The organism is Euzebya rosea, from assembly GCF_003073135.1.
Lineage (GTDB): Bacteria > Actinomycetota > Nitriliruptoria > Euzebyales > Euzebyaceae > Euzebya > Euzebya rosea.
Window position 1 is genome coordinate 145,767 of sequence record NZ_PGDQ01000013.1, and the last position, 25,189, is coordinate 170,955.

Consider the following 25,189-nt stretch of genomic DNA (forward strand, 5'->3'; position numbering starts at 1 on the left):
GAATCGATGAGCGGCGAATGGGCCGACGAGACCGCTGACCTGGCGACCACGGACCGCAGCGGCACGCTCGAACCCGTCGACGGCGAGTTCACCGTCGCCGGCACCGGCGACTGGCAGAACCTGCCCGACGCCGTCGAGGACGACCTCATGGTCATCAACATGGGGCCGCAGCACCCGTCCACCCACGGCGTGCTGCGCATGCTGCTGACCATGGACGGCGAGATGATCGTCGACAACCAGCCGGTCATCGGTTACCTCCACACCGGCATCGAGAAGAACGCCGAGTACCGCCCGTGGGTGCAGGGTGTCACCTTCGTGACCCGCATGGACTACCTCGCGCCGCTCCACAACGAGCTCGGCTACTGCCTGGCCGTGGAGAAGCTGCTCGGCATCAGCGACGACGTCCCCGAGCGCGCCCAGGCCATCCGCGTCATCATGACCGAGATCAACCGCATCACCTCCCACCAGGTGGCGCTGGCGACCGGCGGCATGGAGCTCGGTGCCCTGTCGGCGATGATCTACGGCTTCCGCGAGCGCGAGACGCTGCTGGACATCTTCGAGTACGTCACCGGCCTGCGGATGAACCACGCCTACATCCGCCCCGGCGGCTTGGCACAGGACGTCCCCGAGGACTTCGTGCCGCGCGTCAGCGAGGTCATCGACGAGCTGCCCGGCAAGATCGACGAGCTCGAGGACCTGCTGACGGAGAACCCGATCTGGCAGGAGCGCAACGTCGGTGTCGGCGTGCTGAGCGCCGAGCAGTGCTTCGACCTGGGCATCACCGGCCCGGTCCTGCGCTCGGCCGGTGTGGCCCACGACCTGCGCAAGTCCGCCCCCTACTGCGGCATCGAGCAGTACGACTTCGAGGTCCAGACCACAGACACCGGCGACGCCTACGGCCGGTTCCTCATCCGCGTCCGCGAGATGCGCGAGTCGATCAAGATCGTCCAGCAGGCCCTCAAGTCCCTGCCGGGCGGTCCGGTCATGGTCGCCGACAAGAAGGTCGCCTGGCCGGCACAGCTGGCGCTCGGTCCCGACGGGCTCGGCAACGCCAAGTCCTACATCGGCAAGATCATGGGCCAGTCGATGGAGGCCCTGATCCACCACTTCAAGCTGGTGACCGAGGGCTTCGAGGTGCCGAAGGGCACGGTCTACGTGCCGGTCGAGTCCCCCCGTGGAGAGCTCGGGTACCACGTGACGTCCAGCGGCACGAACAAGCCGTACCGCGTCCACGTGCGCGAACCCTCCTTCGTCCACATCGGCGCCATCCCCGCAGCCAGCCGAGGCCTGCAGGTCGCCGACGTCATCGCGGCCGTCGCCTCCCTCGACCCCGTCATGGGCGGCGTCGACCGCTAGCCGCCCGACCGCCACCCCGCGCCCACGGGGTGGCTCGGCTGGGCGCACGTCCGTGCGCCCGGAGCTCCCGCGTGTGCCCTTGTGAACGGCTTCACATATGCAGGGTCGCGCTGCTAACCTGCGAACCCCGCGCAGAGGCGATTGAATGTGCCCCCGGGCCGCCCGTGTCAGCGGGACCATCGCCCTCCGAACCGCGGACCCCTCGTCACCCACCTCCGAAAGGCCTGGCACCGTCGTGTTCTCTCCAGAGCTGCGCGCGAAGGCCGAAGCCCTGGTCGACCGCTTCCCGGTGAAGCGGAGCGCTCTGCTGCCCCTGCTGCACCTCGTCCAGCACCAGGACGGCTTCGTCAGCGATGACGGTGTCGCCGAGTGCGCCGAGCTGCTCGACCTGACCAAGGCCGAGGTCGCCGCCGTGTCGACCTTCTACACGATGTACAAGCGCGAGCCCATGGGCGAGCACCTCGTCAGCGTGTGCACCAACTTCTCCTGCGCCGTCCGCGGTGGCAAGGCCACCTACGACCGGCTGCGCGAGCACCTCGGGGTCGGGCACGACCAGACGACCGAGGACGGCAGGATCACCCTCGAGCACGCCGAGTGCCTCGGCAACTGCGAGGGTGCGCCGGTCGTCACGGTGGACTACCTCAACTACGAGTGGGTCGACCCCGACGCGGCCGTGGAGCTCGTCGAGGCCGTCCGTGCCGGCAACCCGCCGCAGCCAACCCGCGGCATGGTCCCGCCGGGCGTGCGCGCGGCGAGCCACCGCCTCGCCGGCATCGGCCCGATCGACCCAGAGGGCCCCGGCCAGCGCCTGGGCCTCGCCACCAAGGACGACGGCGCCGTGCCGACGCCCGACGCAGGCGTGGGATCCGGGACGGTCGGCGTGATCAGCTTCGGGGCGGCCGCCACCCCACCCGCCAGCAACGGCAGGGTTCCCGACGAGGTCCCTGCTCCCGAGCAGGACGCGGGCGTCATCACCGATCCCGAACCACCGGCCGAGCCCGGCGACGCCGACGTGGCCGAGCCCGCCGACACCGACCCGCAGGCCGACCCCGAGGCCCAGCCGGTCGCCGACGACACCACCACCCCCGACGACGCCGACGACTCCACGATCGGTGAAGAGGAAGGGATCAGCTGATGCCGCAGGTCAAGGTGCTGTCCAAGCGCTACGACGTCCCGGACGCCCACACCCTCGAGGGCTACACGCGCACCGACGGCTGGAAGGCCCTCAAGCGCGCCCTCAACCAGGACCCCGCCGCCCTGCGCGACGTCGTCAAGGACTCCGGCCTGCGCGGCCGTGGTGGCGCAGGGTTCCCGACCGGCCTGAAGTGGTCGTTCGTGCCCCAGGACACCGGCAAGCCGATCTACCTCGTCATCAACGCCGACGAGGGCGAGCCCGGGACCTTCAAGGACCGCGAGCTCATGGAGCGCGACCCGTTCCAGCTGATCGAGGGGATCATCTGCTCGGCCTACGCGCTGAACTCCCCCCGCAGCTTCATCTTCCTGCGCGGTGAGTACCTGTGGTCCGGCATCCGCATCGAGGAAGCCCTCGCCGAGGCCTACGCCGCTGGATACCTCGGCGACGACATCCTGGGGTCGGGCTTCTCCCACCACATCACGCTGCACTACGGCTCCGGCGCCTACATCTGCGGCGAGGAGACCGCGCTGCTCGAGGCGCTGGAAGGCCGTCGTGGCCAGCCGCGCCTGCGCCCGCCGTTCCCCGCCGTCGCCGGCCTGTACGCCTGCCCGACGGTCATCAACAACGTCGAGTCCATCGCCGCCGCCGGCCACATCATCGAGCACGGCGCCAACTGGTGGAAGCAGTGGGGGCCCGAGCGCTCGCCGGGAACCAAGCTGTTCTGCGTCTCCGGTGAGGTCAAGCGGCCCGGCAACTACGAGTTCCCCATGGGCACCTCCGCCCGCGAGATCGTGGAGGAGGCCTGCGGCGGGATGCTGGACGGCCGCGAGCTCAAGTTCTGGGCGCCCGGTGGGTCGTCGACCCCGCTGCTGACCGCCGAGCACTACGACATCCCGATGGACTTCGACTCCATCGCCGCCGCCGGCAGCCTCATGGGCACCGGCGCGATGATGATGTACTCCGACAGGACGTCGGTGATCGAGGCGACCCTCAACTGGATCCGCTTCTACGAGCACGAGTCCTGCGGCAAGTGCACCCCCTGCCGGGAGGGCAACTTCTGGGTCGGGCAGATCCTCGAGCGCATCCTCGGCGGCCGCGGACGTCCCGAGGACATCGCCACGCTCGACGAGCTGGCCGACAACATCTTCGGCCGCTCGTTCTGCGCGCTGGCCGACGGCGCGACCAGCTCGGTCAAGTCCGGCATCAAGTACTTCCGTGACGAGTACGAGTACGTGATCGCCAACGGCAGGCTGCCCGACCACATCGAGCCGCACGCGGGCGTCATCACCGACAACGCCCAGACCGATCGTCCCGAGATGAAGGTGGGAGTCGGGCATGTCTGATGCCACCGAGGCCACGAAGCCCAAGCTGATCCCGATCACCATCGACGGGCAGGCCCTCGAGGTCGAGCCCGGCACCCTGGTGATCCGTGCTGCCGAGCAGATCGGCATCACCATCCCGCGGTTCTGCGACCACCCGTTGCTGGACCCCGTTGCCGCGTGCCGCCAGTGCCTCGTCGACGTCGAGGGTGCCCGCAAGCCGGTGGCCTCGTGCTCCGAGGCCGTGCGCCCCGACATGGTCATCCGGACCCAGGAGACCTCCGAGGTGGCCCGGCAGTACCAGGAGTCCCAGCTGGAGTTCCTGCTGGTCAACCACCCCCTGGACTGCCCGCAGTGCGACAAGGGCGGCGAGTGCCCCCTGCAGGACCAGGCCCTCAAGCACGGGCCCGGCGAGTCGCGCATGTACGAGAAGAAGCGCGTCTTCTCCAAGGCCCTGCCGATCAACGCCCAGATCGCGCTCGACCGCGAACGCTGCGTGCTGTGCGCCCGTTGCACCCGCTTCTCCCAGCAGATCTCCGGTGACCCCTTCATCGAGCTGTTCGAGCGCGGCGCCCTGGAGCAGGTCTCCATCTACGGCGACCAGCCCTACGAGTCCTACTTCGCCGGCAACGTCGTCCAGATCTGCCCGGTCGGCGCCCTGACGTCCAACAGCTACCGCTTCGGCGCCAGGCCGTTCGACATCCGTCGGATCCCCGGCATCGCCTTCCACGACGCCTCCGGTGCCAACGTCCGCCACGACATCCGCCGCGGCGTCATCCAGCGCACGCTCGCCCGCACCAACCTGGCGGTCAACGAGGCATGGCTGGACGACAAGAACCGCTACGGCTACGCGTTCGTGTCCCACCCCGACCGCCTCGACGCCCCCCTCGTCCGTGGCGAGACCGGTGCGCTCGAACGCGCAACCTGGGTCTCCGCCGTCGACACCGCGGCCGCGAAGCTGACCGCTGCGATCGAGGCCGACGGGCCCGGCTCGGTGGCCATCCTCACCGGCGGTCGCCTGACCGACGAGGACGCCTACGCCGTCAGCCGGTTCGCCCGTGACGTCGTCGGCACCGACCACGTCGACTTCCGTACCAGTCCCCAGGCCGACGACCTGACCGTCCTGCCGACCATCGCCGGTGACCACGACGTCACCTACGACGTCGTCGAGCAGGCGCCCGTCGTCGTCGTGGCGGGCCTGGAGCCCCACGAGGAGCTGCCGCTGCTGTTCCTGCGCATGCGCAAGGCATGGCGGCAGCGCAACCAGAAGATCGTCGTCGTCGGGCCGGTCCTCGGCCGCCTCGAGGAGATCGCCTGGCAGTGGATCCCCACCGAGGCCGGTGGCGAGGCCGCCGCGCTGCAGGCCCTCGCCGACGGCGCGGAGGAGCTCGCCCCGATCGTCGACGTGCTGGGTGACGGCACCGACCTGTCGAAGGCCCCGGCCGTCGTGCTGGCCGGCGAGCGCCTGTCCGCCAGCCCCGGCGCGCTGCCCGCCGCCAAGGCCCTTGCCGAGGCACGCGGCGCCGGCTTCGCCTGGGTCCCCCGGCGTCCCGGCGCACGCGGCGCGATCGAGGCCGGCCTGCTGCCGGGCACCCTGCCCGGCGGTCGTCCCCTGGACGCCCCCGGTCCCGTCGCCGAGACGTGGGGCCGCGTGCCCGCCGAGCCCGGCCTGGACGCCACCGGCATCCTGCAGGGCGTCGTCGACGGCACGATCACCACGCTGTGGCTGATCGGCGTCGACCCGGCCACCGACTTCGACGACACCGACCTGGCCCGCCGTGCGCTGGAGACCTGCCCGACCGTCATCGCCAGCGACACCATGCCGACGGAGTCCGTCCGGCGTGCCGACGTCGTCTTCCCGGTCACCGCGCCGCCCGAACGAGTCGGCAGCTTCACCAGCTGGGAGGGTCGTCGCCAGGCCTGGCCACAGGCCGTCGGCGCCGTCGGCCAGTCCCTCCAGGACTGGGACGTCGTCCGCCAGGTCGCCCGCGGCATGGGCACCGACCTCGGGTGGGAGACCGCCAACGACGTCCGTCGCGAGGCCGCCCCGCTGATGGCCCCCACGCCCGAACGCGGTGCCTCGACGGCCGCGGCGACCGAGGTCGCCGTTGCGACCGCCACCGATGGCCTGACCCCGGTGTACCTGCCGTTCCTGCTGCAGGGCGGCACCATGCTGACCGGCGCCAAGGAGCTGATCGACAGCCGTCCGGCCCCGTCGATCTGGGTCAACCCGGCCGATGCCGGCACCGCCATCGACGGGCACACCGTGGCCGTCACCGGTGACCGCGGCGGCGCCGACCTGGTCCTGCGGGTCACCCCGGCCGTGGCCCCCGGCACCGTGGTCCTGCCACGCATCCACGCCGGCGACATCGGCCGCGGCGGCATCACCATCGCCGACGCACAACCGGCCGAACCCGTGACCGCTGGGTCCGCCAACACCGACGGAGGCGAGAGCTGATGTTGCCCGTCCCGCAGATCAACGACTGGGTCGACTTCGTCATCGTCCTGGTGGTCGTCGTCGTGGCCTTCGCGCTGTGGCTGATCTCCACCGCCCTGCTCATCTGGGGCGAACGACGGCTGGTCTCCAAGATGCAGTCCCGCATCGGCCCCAACCGCTTGGGGCCGTTCGGCATCCTGCAGACGCTCGCCGACGGCGCGAAGTTCTTCTTCAAGGAGGACATCACCCCCAAGAACGTCGACAAGGTCGTCTACTTCACCGCACCGCTGGTAAGCGCCATCGTCGCGATGATGACCTTCGCCGTCATCCCCTTCGGCGGCAGCGGCATCGAGATCGGTGACCGAGTCGTCAGCCTGCAGGTGTGGGACCCCACCATCGGCATCCTCTGGACCCTCGCCATGGGGTCCATCGGCGTCTACGGCATCGTGCTCGCCGGTTGGTCCTCCGGCTCGAAGTACCCCCTGCTCGGCGGCGTCCGGTCGTCGGCGCAGATGGTGTCCTACGAGCTCGCCATGGGCCTGGGCGCCGCGGCGGTGTTCATCTACACCGGGTCGCTGCGCTCCTCCGACATCGTCGCGGGGCAGGCCGGTTCGCTGATCCCCGGCGGCAGCGTCTTCGGCGTGGTCGTCCCGGGCCTGGACCTGATCCCCGCCTTCAACCTCGTGCCGATGTTCCCGGCGTTCGTGCTGTTCTTCATCAGCGCCATCGCCGAGACCCAGCGGCCGCCCTTCGACCTCCCCGAGGCCGAGGGCGAGCTGGTCGCCGGCTTCCACACCGAGTACTCCGGCGCGAAGTTCGCGATGTTCTTCCTGGCCGAGTTCATGAACGTGATCACCATGAGCGCGCTCGTGGTCACCATGTTCCTCGGCGGCCCCTCCGGTCCGGTTCCCTCCGGTGACGCCTGGTGGCAGATCGCCCTGCAGCTGCTGCTGCCGATCGGCTACTTCCTCGGCAAGGTCCTGATCTTCATCTTCGTCTTCGTGTGGCTCCGGGCGACCCTCCCCCGCATGCGCTACGACCGCCTGATGGACCTGGGCTGGCGCGTCATGCTGCCGCTCGGCATCGTCTGGGTCTTCCTGACCGGCTTCGCCGTCGTCGTCCGCAGCTACGTGTCCACCACCGACGACGCGCTCGGCCAGATCGCGCCCTTCGGTGCCTTGATCTTCGGGGCCCTGGCCTTCATCGCCTTCGTCGCACCGGTCTTCGCCGGTGCACGCGAGGACGACGACGTGGTGACCGACGACGGATCCGGTGGTGGCGGAGGTGGCGGCACCCGCCGCCCGACCCCGCCTGCCGGTCCCAGCGGCGGCGCGACCGCCACCCCCGATCCCGACCCCGTCGCGACCACCTCGGCCGACCCGGCCTCCAGCGACGACGAGTCCTCCTCCGCCCCCGAACCCGTGGGAGCCTGACGCGATGTTCAACGCGATGCTCAAGGGCTTCGGTCTGACGTTCAAGACGATGTTCAGGCCGCCAGTCACCACCCAGTACCCCGAGGTCAAGCGGCCCACCCAACCGCGCTTCCACGGGCGCCACGTCCTCAACCGGCACCCCGACGGGCTGGAGAAGTGCGTCGGCTGCGAGCTGTGCGCCTGGGCCTGCCCCGCCGACGCCATCTTCGTGATGGGCGCCGACAACAGCCCTGACGCCCGGTTCTCCCCCGGTGAGCGGTACGGCGTGGACTACCAGATCAACTACCTGCGCTGCATCTTCTGCGGCCTGTGCATCGAGGCCTGCCCCACCCGGGCGCTGACGATGTCCAACGAGTACGAGATCGCCGGTGACAACCGCGACGACCTGATCTTCACCAAGGACCAGCTGCTGGCACCGCTGCCAGAGGGTGCCAACGAAACCCCGCACACCGACGCGGAGGTCGCAGCCCGGGGGCTGGAGTACTACGAGAACAACTTCGCCGGCCAGGAGCCGTTGGTCAGCAAGGGCAGCGCCTACGTGTACGACAAGCGCATGACCAAGGCCGCCGACGGCGAGACCATGGGCGCCGTCGCCACCCAGCCCATCCCCGGCACCCAGACCCGACCCGGCAACGAGGACGGCATCGACGACGACGGTGAGGTCGTGGCATGAGCGGGCTCGTGCCGGCCGTCGTCACGCTTGCCCAGACGGCCACCCAGTCCACCTCGGGTGCGGCGGAGTTCTGGGTCTTCTGGCTGATCGCCCCCCTCTCCCTGGCCGCCGCCGTCAGCGTCGTGGTGCTGAAGAACCCGGTCCACGCCGCGCTGATGCTGGTCATCAACTTCTTCACGTTCGCGGTCTTCTACGCCGTGCTGCAGGCGCAGTTCCTGGCCACCATCCAGGTGATCGTCTACGCCGGCGCGATCATGATCCTCTTCCTGTTCGTGCTGATGCTGCTGGGCGTCGACAAGGGCGTCGAAGCAGGTCCGGGCAGGCTCCGCGGGCAGAAGCTCGCGGCCATCGTGCTCGGCGTCGGCCTGTTCATGGGGCTGACCGCGACCGTGGCCGGGCCCTACATGGGCACCGACAGCGCCTGCAACATCTCCGGGGCCGTCGAGGAGTCCATCGCCGACCAGGGTGCGGCCGCCCGACCCTGCGTGGGGCTGGAGGGCCAGAACGCCGCCGAGGGTGGCAACGTCGCCCAGCTCGGCCGCCTGATCTTCGGCAAGTACGTGTGGCCGTTCGAGGTCACGAGCGTCCTGCTGGTCATCGCCGCCATCGGCGCGATGGTCCTCGGCCGACGCACCGACAACCTGACCGACCTCGTCGACTCCGGCATCGCCGCCGAGCCGGGCACCCCCCACGTGCCCGTGTCCATCCCCTCCGGCGAGACCGCCACCCCGGCCGCCGAGCTCGACGACCACACCGAAGGGGGTGGGCTGTGAGTCCCGCTGCGGGCGTCCCGGCCGGCTACTACCTGCTGCTGGCTGCTGCCCTGTTCTCGATCGGCCTCGTGGGCGTCCTCGTGCGCCGGAACCTGATCGTGATGTTCATGTGCATCGAGCTGATGCTGAACTCGGTCAACCTGACCCTGGTCGCCTTCAGCCGCATCAACGGCAACCTCGACGGACAGGTCCTGTCCTTCTTCGTCATGGTCGTCGCTGCGGCCGAGGTCACCGTCGGGCTCGCCCTCATCGTGAACCTGTTCCGACTCCGGGCGTCCATCGACGCCGACGACGCAGATCGGCTCCGCTCGTGACCGGCTCCCTGCTGTCCCCGCTGCTCGTCCCCGTCCTCGCGACCGAGGCCGGCGGGCATCCCTTCGAGCACATCTCCACCGCAGCTGCCGGGTCGGTCATCGACCTGGCGTGGCTGATCCCGGTCGTGCCCGCCATCAGCGCCGGCCTGCTGCTGCTGTTCGGTCGCCGCCTCGGGCGCCTGACCTCCGGCGTGGCGATCACCGCCATCGGCTTCTCCGCCACCATGGCGACGCTGGTGCTGCTGGAGCTGCTGAGCCACCCCTCGGGCGACCGCACCTTCGTGGTCGACGTCGCTGCCTGGCTGGACATCGCCGGCTTCACGGTCAACTGGTCGATGCTCGTCGACCCGCTCTCGGCCGTGATGCTGATGCTGGTCACCTGGGTCGGCCTGCTGATCCACATCTACTCGCTGGGCTACATGTCCCACGACGCGCGGTACGAACGGTTCTTCGCCTACCTGAACCTGTTCGCCGCCTCGATGCTGGTGCTGGTCCTCGGATCGAGCTTCCTCGTCCTGTTCGTCGGCTGGGAGCTGGTCGGGCTCTCCTCCTACCTCCTCATCGGCTTCTGGTTCGAGAAGAAGGAGTACGCCGCCGCGGCCAAGAAGGCGTTCGTCACCAACCGCATCGGTGACGTCGGCTTCATGGTCGCGATGTTCATCGTCTTCGCGACCTTCGGGTCCCTGGAGTTCGCCGAGGTCCTCCCGGCGATCGGCACCGCCGCGACCGGCACGCTGGTCGCCATCGGGCTGCTGCTGTTCGTCGGCGCGACGGGCAAGTCCGCCCAGATCCCGCTGTACGTCTGGCTGCCCGACGCCATGGCCGGCCCGACCCCCGTGTCGGCGCTGATCCACGCGGCCACGATGGTGACCGCGGGTGTGTACCTCATCGCCCGCACCTCACCGCTGTACGCCGCGATCCCCGACATCGGGCTGATCGTCGCCTGGGTCGGCGGGGCCACCGCCTTCGTCGCGGCCGCCATCGCCTGCGCACAGGTCGACCTCAAGAAGATCCTCGCGTACTCCACCGTCAGCCAGCTGGGCTACATGTTCATCGGCGTCGGCGTGGGCGACTACACCGCCGGCGTGTTCCACCTGCTGACCCACGGCTTCTTCAAGGCGCTGCTGTTCCTCGCGGCCGGCTCGGTGATGCACGCCATGGCCGACCGCACCGACATCCGCCAGATGGGCGGCCTCTGGAAGAAGATGCCGATCACCGGCACGACCTCGCTGATCGCGGTCCTCGCGATCGCCGGCTTCCCGTTCTCCTCGGGCTTCTTCTCCAAGGAGGAGATCCTCGCGGCTGCGGCCGAGACCGCCGGCACCGAGGCGCTCTGGGTGCTCGGCCTGGTGGTCGCCGGCATGACGGCCTTCTACATGGTCCGCTGGTTCCTGCTGATCTTCACCGGTCCCTCGCGCTGGGAGGGGGTCACCGACGACGCGGGCAAGGCGGTCTTCCACCCGCACGAGTCCCCGCCGTCCATGACGTTGCCGCTGCTGCTCCTGGCCGTCGCGGCGGCCTTCGGTGGCCTGCTCAACACCTCCCCCAAGGACGGCTGGCTGCACGGCTGGCTCGGCGACACCGTCGAGGCCTTCCACCACACCAGCGAGATCATCCCCGTCAGCTGGCACCTGCCGGCCGCCCTCGCCGTCGCCGCGATCGGCGTCGTGATCTCCATCTGGATGTTCCGCGGCACCGACGCCGAGAAGGTCCGGACCATCGGCGTGGGTGGCGGCCTCGTGTCCATCGCCCGTGACAAGTTCTACGTCGACGAGTTCTACGAGTTCTTCACCGTCCGGGTCGGCGGGGCGCTGGCCCGCGGCCTGTCCCGCGTCGACAAGGGCGGGGTGGACGGCATCGTCAACGGCGCCGCCGGCCTGACCCGATCCTTCGCCGGCCAGGCACGTCGCACCCAGACCGGCTACGTCCGCTCCTACGCCCTGGGCATCGTCGCGGGAACCATCTTCCTCGGCGCGCTCGTGGCGTTCGCCTTCATCGGAGGCTCCGTCTGATGTCCGGCAACATCCTCACCCTGCTGGTCGCGGTGCCCGCGGTCGCGGCGCTCCTGCTGGCCTTCGTGCCGCGCGAGAACGTCCCCGTGTTCCGCCTCGGCGCTGCGGTCGGCACCGTCGCCACCTTCTTGGTGTCGATCGTGGTCATGGCCGACTTCGCCGTCGGCACCGCGGACATGCAGATGATCGAGTCCAAGTCGTGGATCCCCGAGTGGGGCATCACCTACATCCTCGGGCTCGACGGCATCAGCGTCCTGCTGGTCCTGCTGACCACGTTCATCTTCCCGTTGGTCGTGCTGGCCTCGTGGGAGCACACCGACCGGGCCAAGGGCTTCTTCATCGCCCTCCTCGTCCTCGAAGCCGCCCTGATCGGCGTCTTCATGGCGCTGGACCTGGTGCTCTTCTACCTGTTCTTCGAGATCATGCTGGTCCCGATGTACGCGCTGATCGGCGTGTGGGGCGGGGCCAACCGGCGCTACGCATCGGTCAAGTTCTTCCTGTACACCCTGGTCGGCGGGCTGCTGATGCTCATCGGCATCCTGTACCTGTCGTTCCAGGCCGGTGGATCCTTCGCCTACGCCGACGTGCTGGCGGTCGACCTGACCCGGGGCGAGCAGATCTGGCTGTTCTGGGCCTTCTTCCTGGCCTTCGCCATCAAGCTTCCGCTGTTCCCGCTGCACACCTGGCTGCCCGACGCCCACACCGAGGCGCCCACGGTCGGCTCGGTCGTCCTCGCAGCGGTCATGCTGAAGATCGGCGGCTACGGCTTCCTGCGGTTCAACCTGCCGCTGTTCCCCGAGGCCACCGACCTCTACGTCGGGCCGATCCTGGCCGCCGGCGTGATCGGCGTGCTGTACGGGGCGCTGGTCGCCATGGTGCAGTCCGACATCAAGAAGCTCGTCGCCTACTCCTCGGTCGCCCACCTCGGCTTCGTCGCCATCGGCATCTTCGCGCTGCAGCCCACCGCGGCCAGCGGGTCGGTGGTGCAGATGGTCAACCACGGCATCACCACGGGCGCGCTGTTCCTGCTGATCGGGTTCATGTACGAGCGCACCCACTCACGGGAGATCGCGGCGTACTCCGGCCTGATGAAGGCCACCCCGATCTTCGGTGGGCTGTTCCTGCTGACCACGATGTCCTCGATCGCCCTGCCGGGCCTGAACGGCTTCGTGGGCGAGTTCCCGATCCTGATGGGGACCTACCAGACGGTGCCGTGGGCCGCGATCACCGCCGCGTTCGGCGTGATCTTCGCCGCCCTGTACCTGCTGTGGGCCTACCAGCGCATGTTCCACGGGCCCATCGGTGGCCACGCCACCACCATGACCGACCTCAACACCCGGGAGATCGCCGTCATGGCGCCGCTCGTGGTGCTGATGCTGGCCATCGGCCTGTACCCCAAGCCCCTGTACGACATCGTCAACCCCTCGGTCGAGGCGGTGATCCAGCAGGTGGACGCAGATCTGGCCGCCGCGGACGCCCCCGCCACCGAGGCGGAGACCGCCCTGGAGGGTGAGGACCAGTGACCTCCCTGTTCGTGCACCCCGTGCTGGCCCAGACGGGCGCCCAGATCGTCGACTTCCCGTGGGCGGCGATCAGCCCCGAGCTGGTGCTGTTCGGCGTCGGCATCCTGGCGCTGCTGCTGGACACCGCCGGCGTCACCCCGACCGGCCGCAACAACCGCAACCGCCTGCAGGCCTCCTTCGTCGCCGGTGGCGTCATCCTCGCGTGCTGCGGGGCGGCCTACTGGCAGAACGCCTCCACCAGCGGGTCCAACGTGCCCCTGCTGGCGGGCATCGTCGCCATCGGCGCGGTCGTGCAGTTCGGCCTGACCGCATGGCTCAAGGACACGCCCCGCCGCCTCGGCGCCGTCATCAGCTTCCTCGGCTTCGCCGCCGCGCTGGGCGTGACCATCTGGCAGTGGCAGACCTACGCCGGGCAGCTCGTCGCCGTCAGCGGCGGGCAGGACGCCGTGGCCCTGGTCGGCACCGACTCGTTGCTGGCCGGCATGGCCGCCGTCGACGGTGTCGCCCTGTTCACCCGCTTCTCGGTGTGCCTGGCCGGGATGATCACCATCCCCATCGGCTTCGCCTACATGGAGGAGCGCCAGATCCACCGCGGCGAGTACTACCCGCTGCTGCTGTTCGCCGCGACCGGCATGACGCTGCTGGCCGCCGCCAACGACCTGATCCTCGTCTTCATCGCCGTGGAGATCCTCTCCCTCGCGCTGTACGTCATGGCTGGCCTCGCCAAGCGTGACCTCAACAGCCAGGAGTCGGCGATGAAGTACTTCCTGCTGGGGGCGTTCTCCTCGGCCCTGCTGCTGTACGGCATCGCGCTGTGCTACGGCGTGGCCGGGTCGACGAACATCCCCGAGGTCGGTCGGGCGCTCGCGTCGCTGACCGCCCCCGACGGCCTGACCGTCGTCGCGCTCGTCATGCTGCTGGTCGGCTTCGCGTTCAAGACCGCGCTGGTGCCGTTCCACTTCTGGACCCCCGACGTCTACCAGGGCGCCCCGACGCCGGTCACCGGCTTCATGGCCGCGGCCACCAAGGCCGCCGCGTTCGCCGCGTTCGTCCGGGTGTTCGTCGGTGCCCTGGCGCCCCTCCAGTGGATCTGGGCGCCGGTCATCATCGGCGTGGCCGTCGTCACCATGATCGGCGGTGCGGTGCTGGCGATCGTGCAGACCGACGTCAAGCGCATCCTCGCCTACTCCGCGGTCGCCCACGCCGGCTACGTCGCCATCGGCCTGGTGTCCATCAGCCCCCTCGGGGCGGACGGCACCCGCAACGCCGGCCGCGAGTCCGTCGGCGCGATCCTGCTGTACCTGCTGGTCTACACCTTCATGTCGGTCGGCTCGTTCGGGGTCGTGGCGTTCTTCGAGCGTCGCCTCAAGAAGGCCGTCACCCTCGACGACCTCCGTGGTCTCGGCCGCCGGTACCCGCAGCCCGCCATGGCGATGGGCCTGTTCCTGATCTCCCTCGCCGGCATCCCCGGTACCGCCGGCTTCACCGCCAAGTTCGCGATCTTCCGGGCGGGCATCGACGCCGGTCAGCTGCTGCTGGTCATCGTCGGTGTCGTCTCCAGCGTCATCGCCGCCTTCTTCTACCTGCGGATCATCGCCTCGATGTTCGTGGAGGACGAGTCGACGGCGTCCCTGGCCATCGCCGACCCGCCCCGATCCGACGCGGCGATGCTCGGAATCGGCCTTGCTGCGGTGGCCGTGGTCGTCCTCGGTGTCCTGCCCGGTGCGCTGGTGAGCCTCGCGCAGCAGGCAGGTACGTTTGCTGGGTGACCCACCCCGCCCCGACCCCTGCTGACCGGACCCTCGTGGGTCCGGTTCCGAGGATCATCCGCTGATGGCCATCTCCGCTGCTGCCCTGGATGACCTGACCGCGAAGGGCGCTGACCGTGGCGTCGACCTGCGCCCGGGCCTGCTGGCCGTCGAGGCGCAGATGCGCGAGACGGTCCATGCGACCAACCCCTTCGTCGAGGACGCCGCCCGCTACCTCATCGACGCAGGCGGCAAGCGGTTCCGGCCGATGCTGGTGCTGCTGTCCGGCATGCTCGGCGGCGCGCAGGCCACCCACCCCGACCTGATCTCCGCTGGCGTCATCGTCGAGCTGGTGCACCTCTCGACGCTGTACCACGACGACGTCATCGACGCGGCCGACACCCGTCGCGGCACCCCGGCCACCCACGTCAAGTGGTCCAACACCGTGGCCATCCTGACCGGCGACTTCCTGCTGGCCCGCGCCTCGGAGCTGTCCGCGACGCTCGGTGTCGAGGTCACTCGCGTGATGGCCCGCACCATCGCCGAGCTGTGCGAGGGACAGGTGCTGGAGGTGCAGGGGTCGCTGGAGGCCGCCACCCACGGTGCGGTCCGCATCCCGCCCAGCCGCGAGCACTACATGGCCGTGCTGGACGGCAAGACCGCCTCGCTGATCCGCTCGTCGTGTCGGCTGGGAGCGCTGCTGTCGGGTCAGGGTCCCAACGCCGTGGAGACCCTGACCAGCTTCGGCACCCACCTCGGGCTTGCGTTCCAGCTGGCCGACGACGTGCTGGACATCGCCTCGGAGTCCACGGAGTCCGGCAAGGTGCCCGGCACCGACCTCCGCGAGGGCGTGCACACGCTGCCGGTCCTGATGGCGCTGGAGGAGGAGGGGCCGGACTCGCCGCTCGCGGCGCTGCTGGACGACCCGACCGAGGCCAACGTCGACAAGGCGCTGGGCATCCTCCGTGCCCACCCGGCGCTGGAGCGGGCACGCCAGGCCGCTCGGGACGAAGCAGCTGCGGCGACCGACGCCCTGGCCGAGCTCGTCGTCCCCGCCGAGCGCCAGGCAGCCCTCGACGGCCTGCGCTACCTGACGGCCTACGCCGCCGACCGCGCCAGCTGACCCACGGTCGGGGGCACGAAAGGTCGACCGGGCCGTCCCGGCGGGACGGGTAGAGTCTCCCCGATGACGCCGTGCCTGTCCCGGAGTGGACGACCGACGCCCGCGAGCCTTCTGCTGATCGTGCTGCTCGTGCTCGCGGGGTGCACGGGGAACACCCAGGAGCTGACCGACGCGACGCCGCAGGAGCTGCCGACGGACCGCCAGCTCAACGCCGAGGTGACCGCCTCGTTCATCACCTACCGGGCGGCGGTGACCCGCGGCGACGCGGAGGCGGCGATGGCCCACGTCACGAGCGAGTCGCTGGAGGACCAGGCCCGCGTCGTCGAGCTGGCCCGTACCGCCGACGAGGAGACCGTCCGCCAGCTGCCGGCGGCCGAGCAGCTGCTGGTCCTGACCTACCGCCTGCGCCCCCAGCTGCTGGAGGCCGACGACCCGTACGCCGCGTTGGTCGACGCCGGGCTGGCCGGGCAGGACCGTTCCCTCGGCGAGCTGGGGGACATCAGCCGGGTCAACGACGAGCTGGCCGTCGCCGAGGTGCTGTCCAACGGCACCCTCGAGCCGACGTCGTTGCGCTGGCGGTTCCACCTCGAGGACGACCGCTGGCGCTTCGACCTGGCCGACGCCCAGCGGCTGGTGTCGCAGGCCGTCGCCAACACGGCCCGGCTGTCCAACGCCTCGGTCGAGCAGGTCGTCACCGCAACGATCGTGGACCTGTCCGGCGAGGACGTCGAGACCGTCCGCGAGCTCTACACCGAGCTGCCGACCTGACCTCCCCGTGTCGGGCCCGTCGGATCACCGGCTCCAGAGCGAGCCGGCCAGCGCCGGCAGCAGCGCCTTCGGGTCATCCCCGGCGGCGGTCTGCTGGTAGCTGAACAGCACCTCGCCGTCCATGAACGGCGCCGCCTCGGTCAGCTGCAGCAACGACTGGTCCACGTCGTTCAGCCAGGACCCCTGGCCCGGCGCGGTCAGCACGCCGGTGGCCTGCCGGAGTCCCGCGATGTAGGACATCCAGTTGCGGTGGAAGCTGGCGTGCCGTGACTCGCGGAAGTAGGCCATCGGCATGGCCACGTCGATGATCCCGGCGGCCATCCACTGCGGCCAGGGCTGGAACACCTGGGTCCACGCGGGGGTCTGCTCGAAGACACGGCCGTTGACCGGGCCGTCGCCCCAGGCGATCAGGGCCGCCGACACGCCCACGGTGGGGTCGACCTGCTGCACCGCCTCGCGCATGCGGATGGCGATGTCGGTCGTCTGCTGTCGCCGCCAGTCGGAGAACTGCGGGTCCTCGGGCGCGGGGATGTCGGTGCGGCCCGTCTCGGCCTGGAACCGGCCCAGGGCGACGGGGTTGTAGCCCCACTCCGCACCCGGGTAGCGCAGGTAGTCCACGTGCACCGCGTCGACGTCGTAGCTCGCCAGCTCGGCCGCGGTGGCGATGACGAGGTTCTGCACATCGGGGTGGCCGGGGTCCAGGTAGTCGCCCCACTCGCCGGTGGCGCTGCGGGTCAGCCACTTCTGTTCGTCGGGGGCCGGTGCGCCGTGCTGGGTGTAGGTCCAGTTGTGCGGTTCGGGGGTGGTGGCCGTCTCGGGCTGCCATGCCGGCATCGCGGTGAACCAGGCGTGCACGCTGAGGTTCCGCGGCGCCGCCCCGTCGATGACGGCCTGCAGGACGTCCAGGCCCGGCTCGAAGCCGGGGTCCTGCCCCCGGTCGAGGAAGTTCGAGGAGTAGTAGGCGTCGTAGCGACGGGCCACCTCCACCACGACCGTGTTGCCGCCCGCGTTGACCACGTCGTCGAGCATCCGGTCGATCGAGCCGCGCGTCAGCAGGGTGCCGTCGAGCACGTGGACCCAGACCCCACGGATGGGGGAGGGGAAGCTCGGCCCGGCCACCGCGGCCGGCTGCGCGGTCGGCGCGGCCGTCACGACGGGAGTCGGCTGGGCCGTGGGCGCCGGGACGGGCGCGGGTGTGGGCGCTGCGACCTCCTCGGGACCGACCAGGGGCAACGACGGGGGCACCTCCGCCAGGGCCGTCGCGGCTTCCTCCGGCAGGTCGCGGTCCAGCGTGATCAGGCTGAGGGCGGGCGCGGGCGTGGACTGCTGGAGGACGAGCACACCCGCGAGCAGCAGCGACAGGATCGCTGCTGCCATCGCGACGACCACGCGGTCGACGTCTCTGGAGACCATCGTTGGGGAGGAGTCCTGCTCGGGGTCGGCCGCCTGTTCCGGCCCGCCACTACCTGATCGGCCCAACAGTAACGCGGTCGAGGGGTGGCCGACCCCGCGGATGGTCGCGGACCGGTCAGTCGGCGAAGTGCCGGGCGACGTTGGCGACGCTGCGCTCGACGTTGGCCTGGTGTGCCCCCGGGTAGCCCAGCAGGCGAAGGGCCGGCTTGATGGGGGATGTCGACATGTCGAAGGTCTCGGTGACCTTCGACCGGCCGTCCTCCAGCGGCTCGACCTCCCAGCGCCAGCGGTGCCTGCCGGGGTGGCACCACGCGATCCTCCGGCCGGGCTCGAACTCCACGACCGTGCTGGTGATGCGGTACGGCAGGCCGTACATCTTCATCCGCATGCCGAAGCGGTCGCCCTCGGCCGACAGCTGCTCGGGGCCCGTGACCCCTCCCCTGACGGAGCGGTCGCCGCTGATGTCGGGGTGGGCGGTCGGTCGGCAGATGTACGCGAAGACCTCGTCGGCCGGGGCGTCGACGACGGCGGACGCGGATGCGGTGAGGGTGTCGGTCATGGCGTCAGTTGTACCGACGTGGGCCGCGTCGGACGATTCCTCGGATCCAACGGCAAGACGACGGCGGGTCGGCTCCGAACCATGGATGACGACGACGAGAGACACCCCCATGGCCACCGACACCGCCCGCACCATCACCCTCGACCCGCCGGGACCGGCGCCCGCAGGGATGCCGCCACCCGTGCCGGGCACGGGCGTCAGCCAACGACCTGCGCCCGCGCCTCGTCCCGCACCTGCGGCGCCCGCCGCGCCCGAGGCCGCCCCTGTCGCGACCGCCCGGCCCGCCACGCCGGCCGCAGCTCCCTCGCGACCGTCCTCGCCGTCGCCGTCGCCGTCGTCGACACCGTCGCCCAGCGGCGGGGGATCCGATGGGCTCGACCGTGCCCTGCGTCGCGGGGTCCTCTGGGGCCCGGTCGCCATCGGTGCGGCGATGCTGCTGCAGATGTGGGCATCGGCCCAGGGCGGCGACCAAGCGGTTCGTCCCCTCCGGCTCCTGACCGTGCTGGTCGAGGGCGGCGGGGGCCTGTCCGGCGGCAGCCCGCTGCTCGGCGTGGCCATCAACGCGGTGATCGGCATCGTGCTCGGCACGCTGTTCGCCTTGGTCGCCCCTCGCCTCCGCGGCCCTCGGGTCGTGCTGGTGGCCGCGCTGGTGTTCGCGGCCGGCGTCTTCGCGGTCGACCTGTACGCCCTCTCACCGGCCCTGTCGCCGGTCCTCGAGCTGCGCGAGGCCTCCCTGCTGCTGACCTCCCGGCTGGTCTTCGGCGCCGTCCTGGCCATCCCGTTCCTGGCCGCCCGCCACCACTGACGCCCCGCCCCTCCTCCTCCCGCCGAGCAGCCCATCCGCAGCCCCCCCTCCCCTGGCGGATCTTGACCCACTCCGGTGTAGTTCGGGCCCGGAGTGGGTCAACATCCGTCGGGGCACCCCCGGGGGTCACGCACCACCGGCTCGACGCCCGGGTCGGATTCCGTCAGGGCCTGGGCCAGGATCCGCCAGCACTGCGGCCGCCCGACCCCCAGCCCGTGGATGGCGGCCGCCGCCCGACCCCACCCCCGTGGATGGAATCGCCTCCGAGCTGGCATCGTGCCGTACGTGGCGGAGGCGAATCCATCGGCCTCGGCCCCGCGACAACGCCGTCGAACACGGTGAACCCGGCGATTCCATCCGGACGTGGAGTCGATTCCATCCGGGGGCGCGGCGGCCTCCGGGCCTCACGAGGCTCCCTCGTCGCCGGCTCGGGTCCTCAGCCGCCGCCGTAGCAGACCAGCATCAGGGCGGCGGCCCAGGCGTGGGGGGAGGAGGGGTCGAGGGTGCGGCGCGCGGTCCACAGGGCGCGGGCCATCGTCGCGCCGGCGGCCAGCTCGGTGTGCAGGGCGGCCATGACCGGGCCGGACACCCCGTCGGGCAGGCTCGCCGTGGACGCGACGACGGCGCCAGCCCCGCTGGCCAGCAGCGCACCGACCATCCCCTCGAGCTCCGGACCGACCAGGTCGCCGGGATGGCCCAGCTCGCACGCGGCGAGCACCCAGCGATGGGCCGGCCGGCCCAACGCGGTCACCTCGTGCACGGTCAGCGGCCCGTCGGCCAGCTCCACGGAGGAGAACAACGGCGAATCCGTCCGCAGCCGACCGTGGCACGCGAGGTGCACCAGCCCGGCACCCTCGGCGGCAGCCAGCACCGCCCGGCCCGTCGCGGACTCGCCCACCAGCAGGGTGGCGTCGCCGAACACCTCCGCCAGCCGTGCCGTCTCGTCCTCGGCCGCGTCCAGACGGGGCCCGGCGACCAGGACGACCCGGTCCGACGCGGCCCGGCGGTCCACCGACGCCATCCACGACCGTGCCGAGACGTCCAGGGCGACCGGGACGTCGGCCAGCCCGCCCAGCATCGACCACGGCACCGCCAGCAGGTCCGCGGGTGGCACGACGACGACCTCCTCGGCCCCCGCCAGCGACGCGACCAGCGGTGACCAGACCACCCGCGCCAGGTCCTCCACCACCCGTCCGGCGCTGCGGCGGGCGCTGTCCACCATCCGTGCCGACCGCGAGGTCGTCAGCCGCTGCAGCGCCGCCCCCAGCTGCGTCGTCGCCGACGACACGACGTCAGCCGGCCCGAGCTCGACCACGTCCACGTCCCCGCCGAACGTGACGACCGCCACCAACCCCCCGCCGTGTCGCTGGACCTGGACCAGCGCGCGGTCGGGGCCCAGCCGCTCGTGGACGCCGTCCAGCCACGCCCCGGCGTCACCGTCGGCCCCAACCCCGCCGGCCCCCACCCCGCCGCCCCCAACCCCGCCGGCCCCCACCCCGTCACTCCCGGGGCCGTCGTCGCTGGCCCACAGCCGCTCCCGGACCCGCCGCTCGAGGGCCGACAGCTCGCGCACCCGATCGCCCGCCTGCCCGTCCTCGGCCAGCTCGGGGTCCGACAGGGCGGACTCCAGCGCACGGATCTCCGCCAGCCACGTGGTCACCTGCGGGTCGGCGGTCCTCGGCCCGACGAGCGGGACCGACCGGCTGCGCTCCATCCACTCCCAGACCAGCTCGGCGTCCCCGGCATGCATCGCGGCAGCCAACCCCGTCGATGCAAGGACCGTCCCGTGGGCCGCGGCCCGGGACCGCAGCTCGGCCGACCCCACGGTCGCGCGGTACCCCTCCAGCTCCACCAGCCCCGCACGGCAGTGCTGCAGGCAGCGGTCCACGTCGCCGCCCACCCGCGCCGCACCCGCCAGCGCCCGGTGGCGCTGCACCCGCATCATCGCCGAGCCGTCCTCGATCGCGCCACCGTCCGGGTCCCCGCCCTCGGCTGCCCGCTGCCAGGCCCGGCCGGCCGCCGCCGGATCGTCCACCTCGAAGGCGACGTCACCCAGCAGCAGCGCGGCGTCGACGGCGGCGAACCGATGCCCGAGGGTGCGCAGCCGTGCCTCGGTCGCCTCGATCTCCGGCAGCAGGTCGGGCGAGGGGCCGCGGCCCGCCCGTGCCCGCAACGCCAGCAACGTCGCCTCGGCCTGCCGTCCGGGTCGTTCCTGGGCGGCGGCCAGCTCGGCGGCCTCGGCGGCTGCGGCGGCCGCCTCGTCCCACCGGCCGCGGGCAAGCGCCGCCCGGGCGAGGGGCAGGAGCGTGTCGACGAGGAGGATCGGGACGCCACCCGCCCGGCGGACCTCGGCGACGGCCATGGCGGCAGCCTCGGCAGCCTCCTCCAGCAGGTACATCGACGACAGCGCGTCGGCCTTCTCGCGGTACAGCTCGGCCAGCGGCACCCCCAGCTCGATGCACAGCTGCTCGACCTCGGCGTAGCGGCTCATGGCAAGGGCGGGTGTGCCCCGACGCAGCGCCAGCTCGGCCCGGTTCGCCGTGATGGCCAGGTACAGGCCGCCGCGGAACGGTGCGGCGATCCGCGCCGCCTCGTCCAGGACCTCCTCGGCACGTGCGTGGTGGCCCAGCATCGTCAGCAGCTCGCCGAGGTTGTTGCCGATCTTGCCGGCCAGGTTCGCGTCGTCACCCACCAGCAGGTCCCGGGCGCGTTCGTACCCGGCGACCGCCGCGGGGGTGTCCCCGGCGGTCTGCAGGACCAGCGCACGGGCGAAGGCCACCTCGGCCTGCTGGGCGGGGGCCGCGTGCACGCCGGCCAGATCGACGTCGGCCCGCGCCAGCTCCGTGCGGCCGAGCTCGAGGTGGACGGCCGACCGGGTCACCAGTGCCTCGACCAGGCGCTCGGCCAGCCCGGCCCGTTCGCACACGGTGATGCACTCGTCGAGGAGGGCCTCGGCACGGTCGTGGCTGAAGACCTCTCTCGCCGCCCACGCCGCGGCGCGCAGCACCACCGCCAGCGGCTCGTCGGCGCCCTCCTCACGCGCCCGATCCGCGACCTCCTCGGCCAGCGCCAGCCCCGCGTGGGGGTCGGCCAGGACGAGCTCGGCAACGGCCTCGGCGCGTTCGGCAAGGGGAGTGGAAGCGGCCATCGAGGCTCGCACGGTAGACCAGCACGTATCACCAGCGCTCGCCACCACTCAGGAGGCGCCGGGGACGTCTATCGTCCCTCGATGGCGAACGCCATCGCACACACGACACCTGAGGGGTGACCGACGTGGCCAGTGACAACATCGACGACCGCACGCCCGACGAGAAGGAACGGATCGCCCGGCAGGCGCGGGCGCTGGAGCGACTCGCCGACGACGAGTGGCACGCCCGGGTGATGCGCGAGAGCGTCGCCGCCCACAACGAGTGGGCGGGCCGCGCGGTCAGCGGGCTCGAGATCCCACGGCTGCAGCTGGTGGAGGCGCCCGGCGGCTCGATCGTGCCGATCCCCGTCGTCGAGGGCGAGGTCATCGTGCGGGCCGACGACCGCGACGACCACGAGACGGCCGAGGAGGTCCTCGCCGGCGTCGGGTACCGGGAACGCAGCCGGAGCGGGGCCATCGTGACGTTCGGCGGCGACCCCGCCGACCTCGACAGGGCCCTGGAGGTCATGGCCGACAAGGGGATCGCGGGCTCCGCCAACCACTTCGTCGCGCTGCGCGGGTGGACCGCCAAGGCCGGGGCCAGCCCGGAGCACCCCACGTCGGGCATGCGGGCGCACGACCCGGCGAAGGGCGACGACGAGTCGGCCACGCCGGTCGCCGTCGTCGACACCGGTGTGCCGGAGGGCGTGCATGCCGGGCCCGGCGGCTGGCTGGCCCACGTCGAGCACGGCACCTCGGCGGTGGATCGCATCACCATGGCCGACGTCACCGTCACCGCCCCGCCGATGCTGGATCCGGCCGCCGGCCACGGGGCGTTCGCCCTCGGCATGGTGCGCCAGGCCTACCCAGACGTGCACCTGGGGTCCTTCAGGGCCCTCACCGCGGTCGGGGGTGGCAGCGAGGCCGACGTCGCCGCCGCCATCCAGCGAGCGGCCGACTGGATCGCCGCGGTCTCGGCCGCCAACGGCTGGGCGCGTCCCCGCGGCGTGCTGAACCTCTCGTTCGGGACCACCACCGTCGACGGCAACCCGCCCGTCGCCATCGAGCAGGTCCTCGACGCCCTGTCGCCCGACATCCTCGTCGTCGCGGCCGCGGGCAACGTGGGCAACACCGAACCCAAGTGGCCGGGTGCCTCCAAGCGTGTGCTCGGCGTGGCCGCGCTGGCCCACGACGGCGTCACCCCGGCCAGCTGGTCGACCCGGGGACGTTGGGTGGACTTCTCCACCATCGGCGAGGGGCTGGTCAGCACCCATGTGCCGGGGGAGGAGAACCCGCGCTTCGACCCGCAGCCCGAGACCTTCGGCACCGACCCCCTCGCGCTGTGGTCCGGCACCTCCTTCGCCGCCCCGCTGATCGCCGGCTGGCTGGCCCGGAGGATGGCCGAGGACCCCTCCGTTCCGGCCCAGGACGCCGTCACGTGGCTGCGGGGGAGGGGTCGGCGCACGAGAGACTTCGGGTACGCCATCCGGCGCGACGACATGTGATCCCCGCAGGAACGGGGCGCCCCGGGCGGCTGCGGGGCGTGCAGGGAGCCCGTTCGCCTGTCACCGAGGGTGCCCCGTCGTGGCGTGCCGGGGCCGAGGATTCGGCAGCCCCTCTACCCATTTCGTAGACTCATGCCCCCGCGGCCCCTCATGGGGTGCACGCGTCGGTGCCCTCTGCACCCGGCGACACCCATCGAGCCGCGCGTGACGTCCCCCTCCACAGGAGAATCATGACCGAGTACTACGAGGCCTATGGCACGGTGATCGCGCTGCTGGTCGCCGGCATCGCGCTTGTCGCTGTCGCCTTCCTGCTCGGCCGACTCGTCAGCCCCAAGCGCGAGTACGGCCGATACGGCGAGAAGCGCGTGGCGTTCGAGTCAGGCATCGATCCCGTCGGGTTCGGGTGGTCCCAGACCAACATCCGGTACTACATGTTCGCCTTCATGTTCGTCATCTTCGACGTGGAGACGCTGTTCGTGTTCCCCTGGGCCAACTACCTGGAGACGGCCGGTCCGGACCAGGGCTTCGTGCTCGGCGTGATGCTGGTCTTCCTGTTCTTCGTGACCGTCACGCTGCCGTACGAATACAAGAAGGGTGTGCTGAAGTGGGTCTGAGCGACCAGGTAGAAGTCCCGAAGCCGCTGCGCTTCGTCCTCAACTGGGGACGCAAGTACTCGCTCTGGGTCTACAACTTCGGGCTGGCGTGCTGCGCGATCGAGTTCATCGCCGCATCCACCGCTCGTCACGACTTCATCCGCCTCGGGGTCATCCCGTTCGCCCACGCCCCCCGGCAGGCCGACGTGATGATCGTCGCGGGCACGTTGACCGACAAGATGGCCCCGGCCGTCAAGCGGCTCTACGACCAGATGCCCGAGCCGAAGTACGTCATCAGCTTCGGGTCCTGCTCCAACTGCGGTGGCCCCTACTGGGACAGCTACTCCGTCACCAAGGGCGTCGACCAGATCATCCCCGTCGACGTGTACGTCCCCGGATGCCCCCCGCGCCCGGAGGCCCTGCTGGAGGGGATCGTCCACCTGCAGGAGCTGATCGGCAACGAGTCCCTGAAGGACCGCTACGCCGAGCGCGACGCCCGCCAGCCGATCGTCGTCGGCGGTGGCGACCCCACCCGTCACCCGCTGTCGGACCCGATGTAGGCCCGCTGACCAC

At 71.2% G+C, this 25,189-nt stretch carries 20 protein-coding genes; 17 read left to right on the plus strand and 3 right to left on the minus strand.

Annotated features, from left to right (window positions below; translation table 11 throughout):
• Positions 1-6: 6 nt before the first annotated feature.
• The 13 genes from CUC05_RS17495 (at position 7) to CUC05_RS17555 (ending at position 16,614) form a co-directional block, all read left to right on the plus strand.
• Positions 7-1,356, plus strand: coding sequence for an NADH-quinone oxidoreductase subunit D (locus tag CUC05_RS17495; RefSeq protein WP_108667417.1), 1,350 nt, complete (start codon positions 7-9; stop codon positions 1,354-1,356).
• Positions 1,357-1,591: 235 nt separating this feature from the next.
• The gene (locus CUC05_RS25395) at positions 1,592-2,491 is read left to right on the plus strand and encodes an NADH-quinone oxidoreductase subunit NuoE family protein (protein ID WP_205712407.1); all 900 of its coding nucleotides are present in this window, start codon (positions 1,592-1,594) and stop codon (positions 2,489-2,491) included.
• Complete coding sequence (nuoF, locus tag CUC05_RS17505) at positions 2,491-3,834, plus strand: NADH-quinone oxidoreductase subunit NuoF (RefSeq protein ID WP_108667418.1); 1,344 nt, start codon at positions 2,491-2,493, stop codon at positions 3,832-3,834. Before CUC05_RS25395 ends, nuoF begins: the two co-directional genes overlap by 1 nt.
• On the plus strand, positions 3,827-6,268 hold the full coding sequence (locus CUC05_RS17510; protein ID WP_108667419.1) for an NADH-quinone oxidoreductase subunit G: 2,442 nt from the start codon (positions 3,827-3,829) through the stop codon (positions 6,266-6,268). The genes nuoF and CUC05_RS17510 overlap by 8 nt, the downstream gene beginning before the upstream one ends.
• Positions 6,268-7,680, plus strand: coding sequence for a complex I subunit 1/NuoH family protein (locus CUC05_RS17515; protein ID WP_108667420.1), 1,413 nt, complete (start codon positions 6,268-6,270; stop codon positions 7,678-7,680). The genes CUC05_RS17510 and CUC05_RS17515 overlap by 1 nt, the downstream gene beginning before the upstream one ends.
• Before the next feature lie 4 nt (positions 7,681-7,684).
• Positions 7,685-8,353 carry an NADH-quinone oxidoreductase subunit NuoI gene (gene nuoI, locus CUC05_RS25400; RefSeq protein ID WP_205712408.1) on the plus strand — a complete coding sequence of 223 codons (669 nt, stop codon included), beginning with the start codon at positions 7,685-7,687 and terminating at the stop codon, positions 8,351-8,353.
• The gene (locus tag CUC05_RS17525; protein ID WP_108667421.1) at positions 8,350-9,126 is read left to right on the plus strand and encodes an NADH-quinone oxidoreductase subunit J; all 777 of its coding nucleotides are present in this window, start codon (positions 8,350-8,352) and stop codon (positions 9,124-9,126) included. The genes nuoI and CUC05_RS17525 overlap by 4 nt, the downstream gene beginning before the upstream one ends.
• Positions 9,123-9,440, plus strand: a complete 318-nt coding sequence (gene nuoK, locus CUC05_RS17530) for an NADH-quinone oxidoreductase subunit NuoK (protein WP_108667422.1) — start codon at positions 9,123-9,125, stop codon at positions 9,438-9,440. The genes CUC05_RS17525 and nuoK overlap by 4 nt, the downstream gene beginning before the upstream one ends.
• Positions 9,437-11,452, plus strand: coding sequence for an NADH-quinone oxidoreductase subunit L (nuoL, locus tag CUC05_RS17535; RefSeq protein WP_108667423.1), 2,016 nt, complete (start codon positions 9,437-9,439; stop codon positions 11,450-11,452). Before nuoK ends, nuoL begins: the two co-directional genes overlap by 4 nt.
• Positions 11,452-12,975: an NADH-quinone oxidoreductase subunit M gene (locus CUC05_RS17540; protein WP_108667424.1), complete on the plus strand. Its 1,524-nt coding sequence runs from the start codon at positions 11,452-11,454 to the stop codon at positions 12,973-12,975. Before nuoL ends, CUC05_RS17540 begins: the two co-directional genes overlap by 1 nt.
• The gene (locus tag CUC05_RS17545; RefSeq protein WP_108667425.1) at positions 12,972-14,744 is read left to right on the plus strand and encodes an NADH-quinone oxidoreductase subunit N; all 1,773 of its coding nucleotides are present in this window, start codon (positions 12,972-12,974) and stop codon (positions 14,742-14,744) included. Before CUC05_RS17540 ends, CUC05_RS17545 begins: the two co-directional genes overlap by 4 nt.
• A 64-nt stretch (positions 14,745-14,808) precedes the next feature.
• On the plus strand, positions 14,809-15,846 hold the full coding sequence (locus CUC05_RS17550; RefSeq protein WP_108667426.1) for a polyprenyl synthetase family protein: 1,038 nt from the start codon (positions 14,809-14,811) through the stop codon (positions 15,844-15,846).
• A gap of 63 nt (positions 15,847-15,909) precedes the next feature.
• Complete coding sequence (locus CUC05_RS17555; protein ID WP_157965700.1) at positions 15,910-16,614, plus strand: hypothetical protein; 705 nt, start codon at positions 15,910-15,912, stop codon at positions 16,612-16,614.
• A gap of 24 nt (positions 16,615-16,638) precedes the next feature.
• Here CUC05_RS17555 and CUC05_RS17560 read toward each other — a convergent pair whose 3' ends face one another.
• Positions 16,639-18,027 (minus strand): glycoside hydrolase family 10-like protein, encoded by a 1,389-nt coding sequence (locus CUC05_RS17560; protein ID WP_108667428.1) that lies wholly within the window; start codon positions 18,025-18,027, stop codon positions 16,639-16,641.
• Positions 18,028-18,142: 115 nt separating this feature from the next.
• Positions 18,143-18,586: an SRPBCC family protein gene (locus CUC05_RS17565; protein WP_108667429.1), complete on the minus strand. Its 444-nt coding sequence runs from the start codon at positions 18,584-18,586 to the stop codon at positions 18,143-18,145.
• A 109-nt stretch (positions 18,587-18,695) separates the two neighbouring features.
• On the opposite strand from CUC05_RS17565, the gene CUC05_RS17570 reads away from it, so the two are divergent.
• Positions 18,696-19,391, plus strand: coding sequence for a hypothetical protein (locus CUC05_RS17570; RefSeq protein ID WP_108667430.1), 696 nt, complete (start codon positions 18,696-18,698; stop codon positions 19,389-19,391).
• A gap of 436 nt (positions 19,392-19,827) precedes the next feature.
• Here the strand turns inward: CUC05_RS17570 and CUC05_RS17575 are convergent, their stop codons facing one another.
• Complete coding sequence (locus CUC05_RS17575; protein ID WP_108667431.1) at positions 19,828-22,539, minus strand: CHAT domain-containing protein; 2,712 nt, start codon at positions 22,537-22,539, stop codon at positions 19,828-19,830.
• Between the two features lie 125 nt (positions 22,540-22,664).
• On the opposite strand from CUC05_RS17575, the gene CUC05_RS17580 reads away from it, so the two are divergent.
• From CUC05_RS17580 to CUC05_RS17590, 3 genes are all read left to right on the plus strand, one after another.
• Positions 22,665-24,023 carry a S8/S53 family peptidase gene (locus CUC05_RS17580; protein ID WP_157965701.1) on the plus strand — a complete coding sequence of 453 codons (1,359 nt, stop codon included), beginning with the start codon at positions 22,665-22,667 and terminating at the stop codon, positions 24,021-24,023.
• 230 nt (positions 24,024-24,253) lie between these two features.
• Positions 24,254-24,637, plus strand: a complete 384-nt coding sequence (locus CUC05_RS17585) for an NADH-quinone oxidoreductase subunit A (RefSeq protein WP_108667433.1) — start codon at positions 24,254-24,256, stop codon at positions 24,635-24,637.
• Positions 24,607-25,176, plus strand: coding sequence for an NADH-quinone oxidoreductase subunit B (locus CUC05_RS17590; RefSeq protein WP_108667455.1), 570 nt, complete (start codon positions 24,607-24,609; stop codon positions 25,174-25,176). The genes CUC05_RS17585 and CUC05_RS17590 overlap by 31 nt, the downstream gene beginning before the upstream one ends.
• Positions 25,177-25,189: the final 13 nt, after the last annotated feature.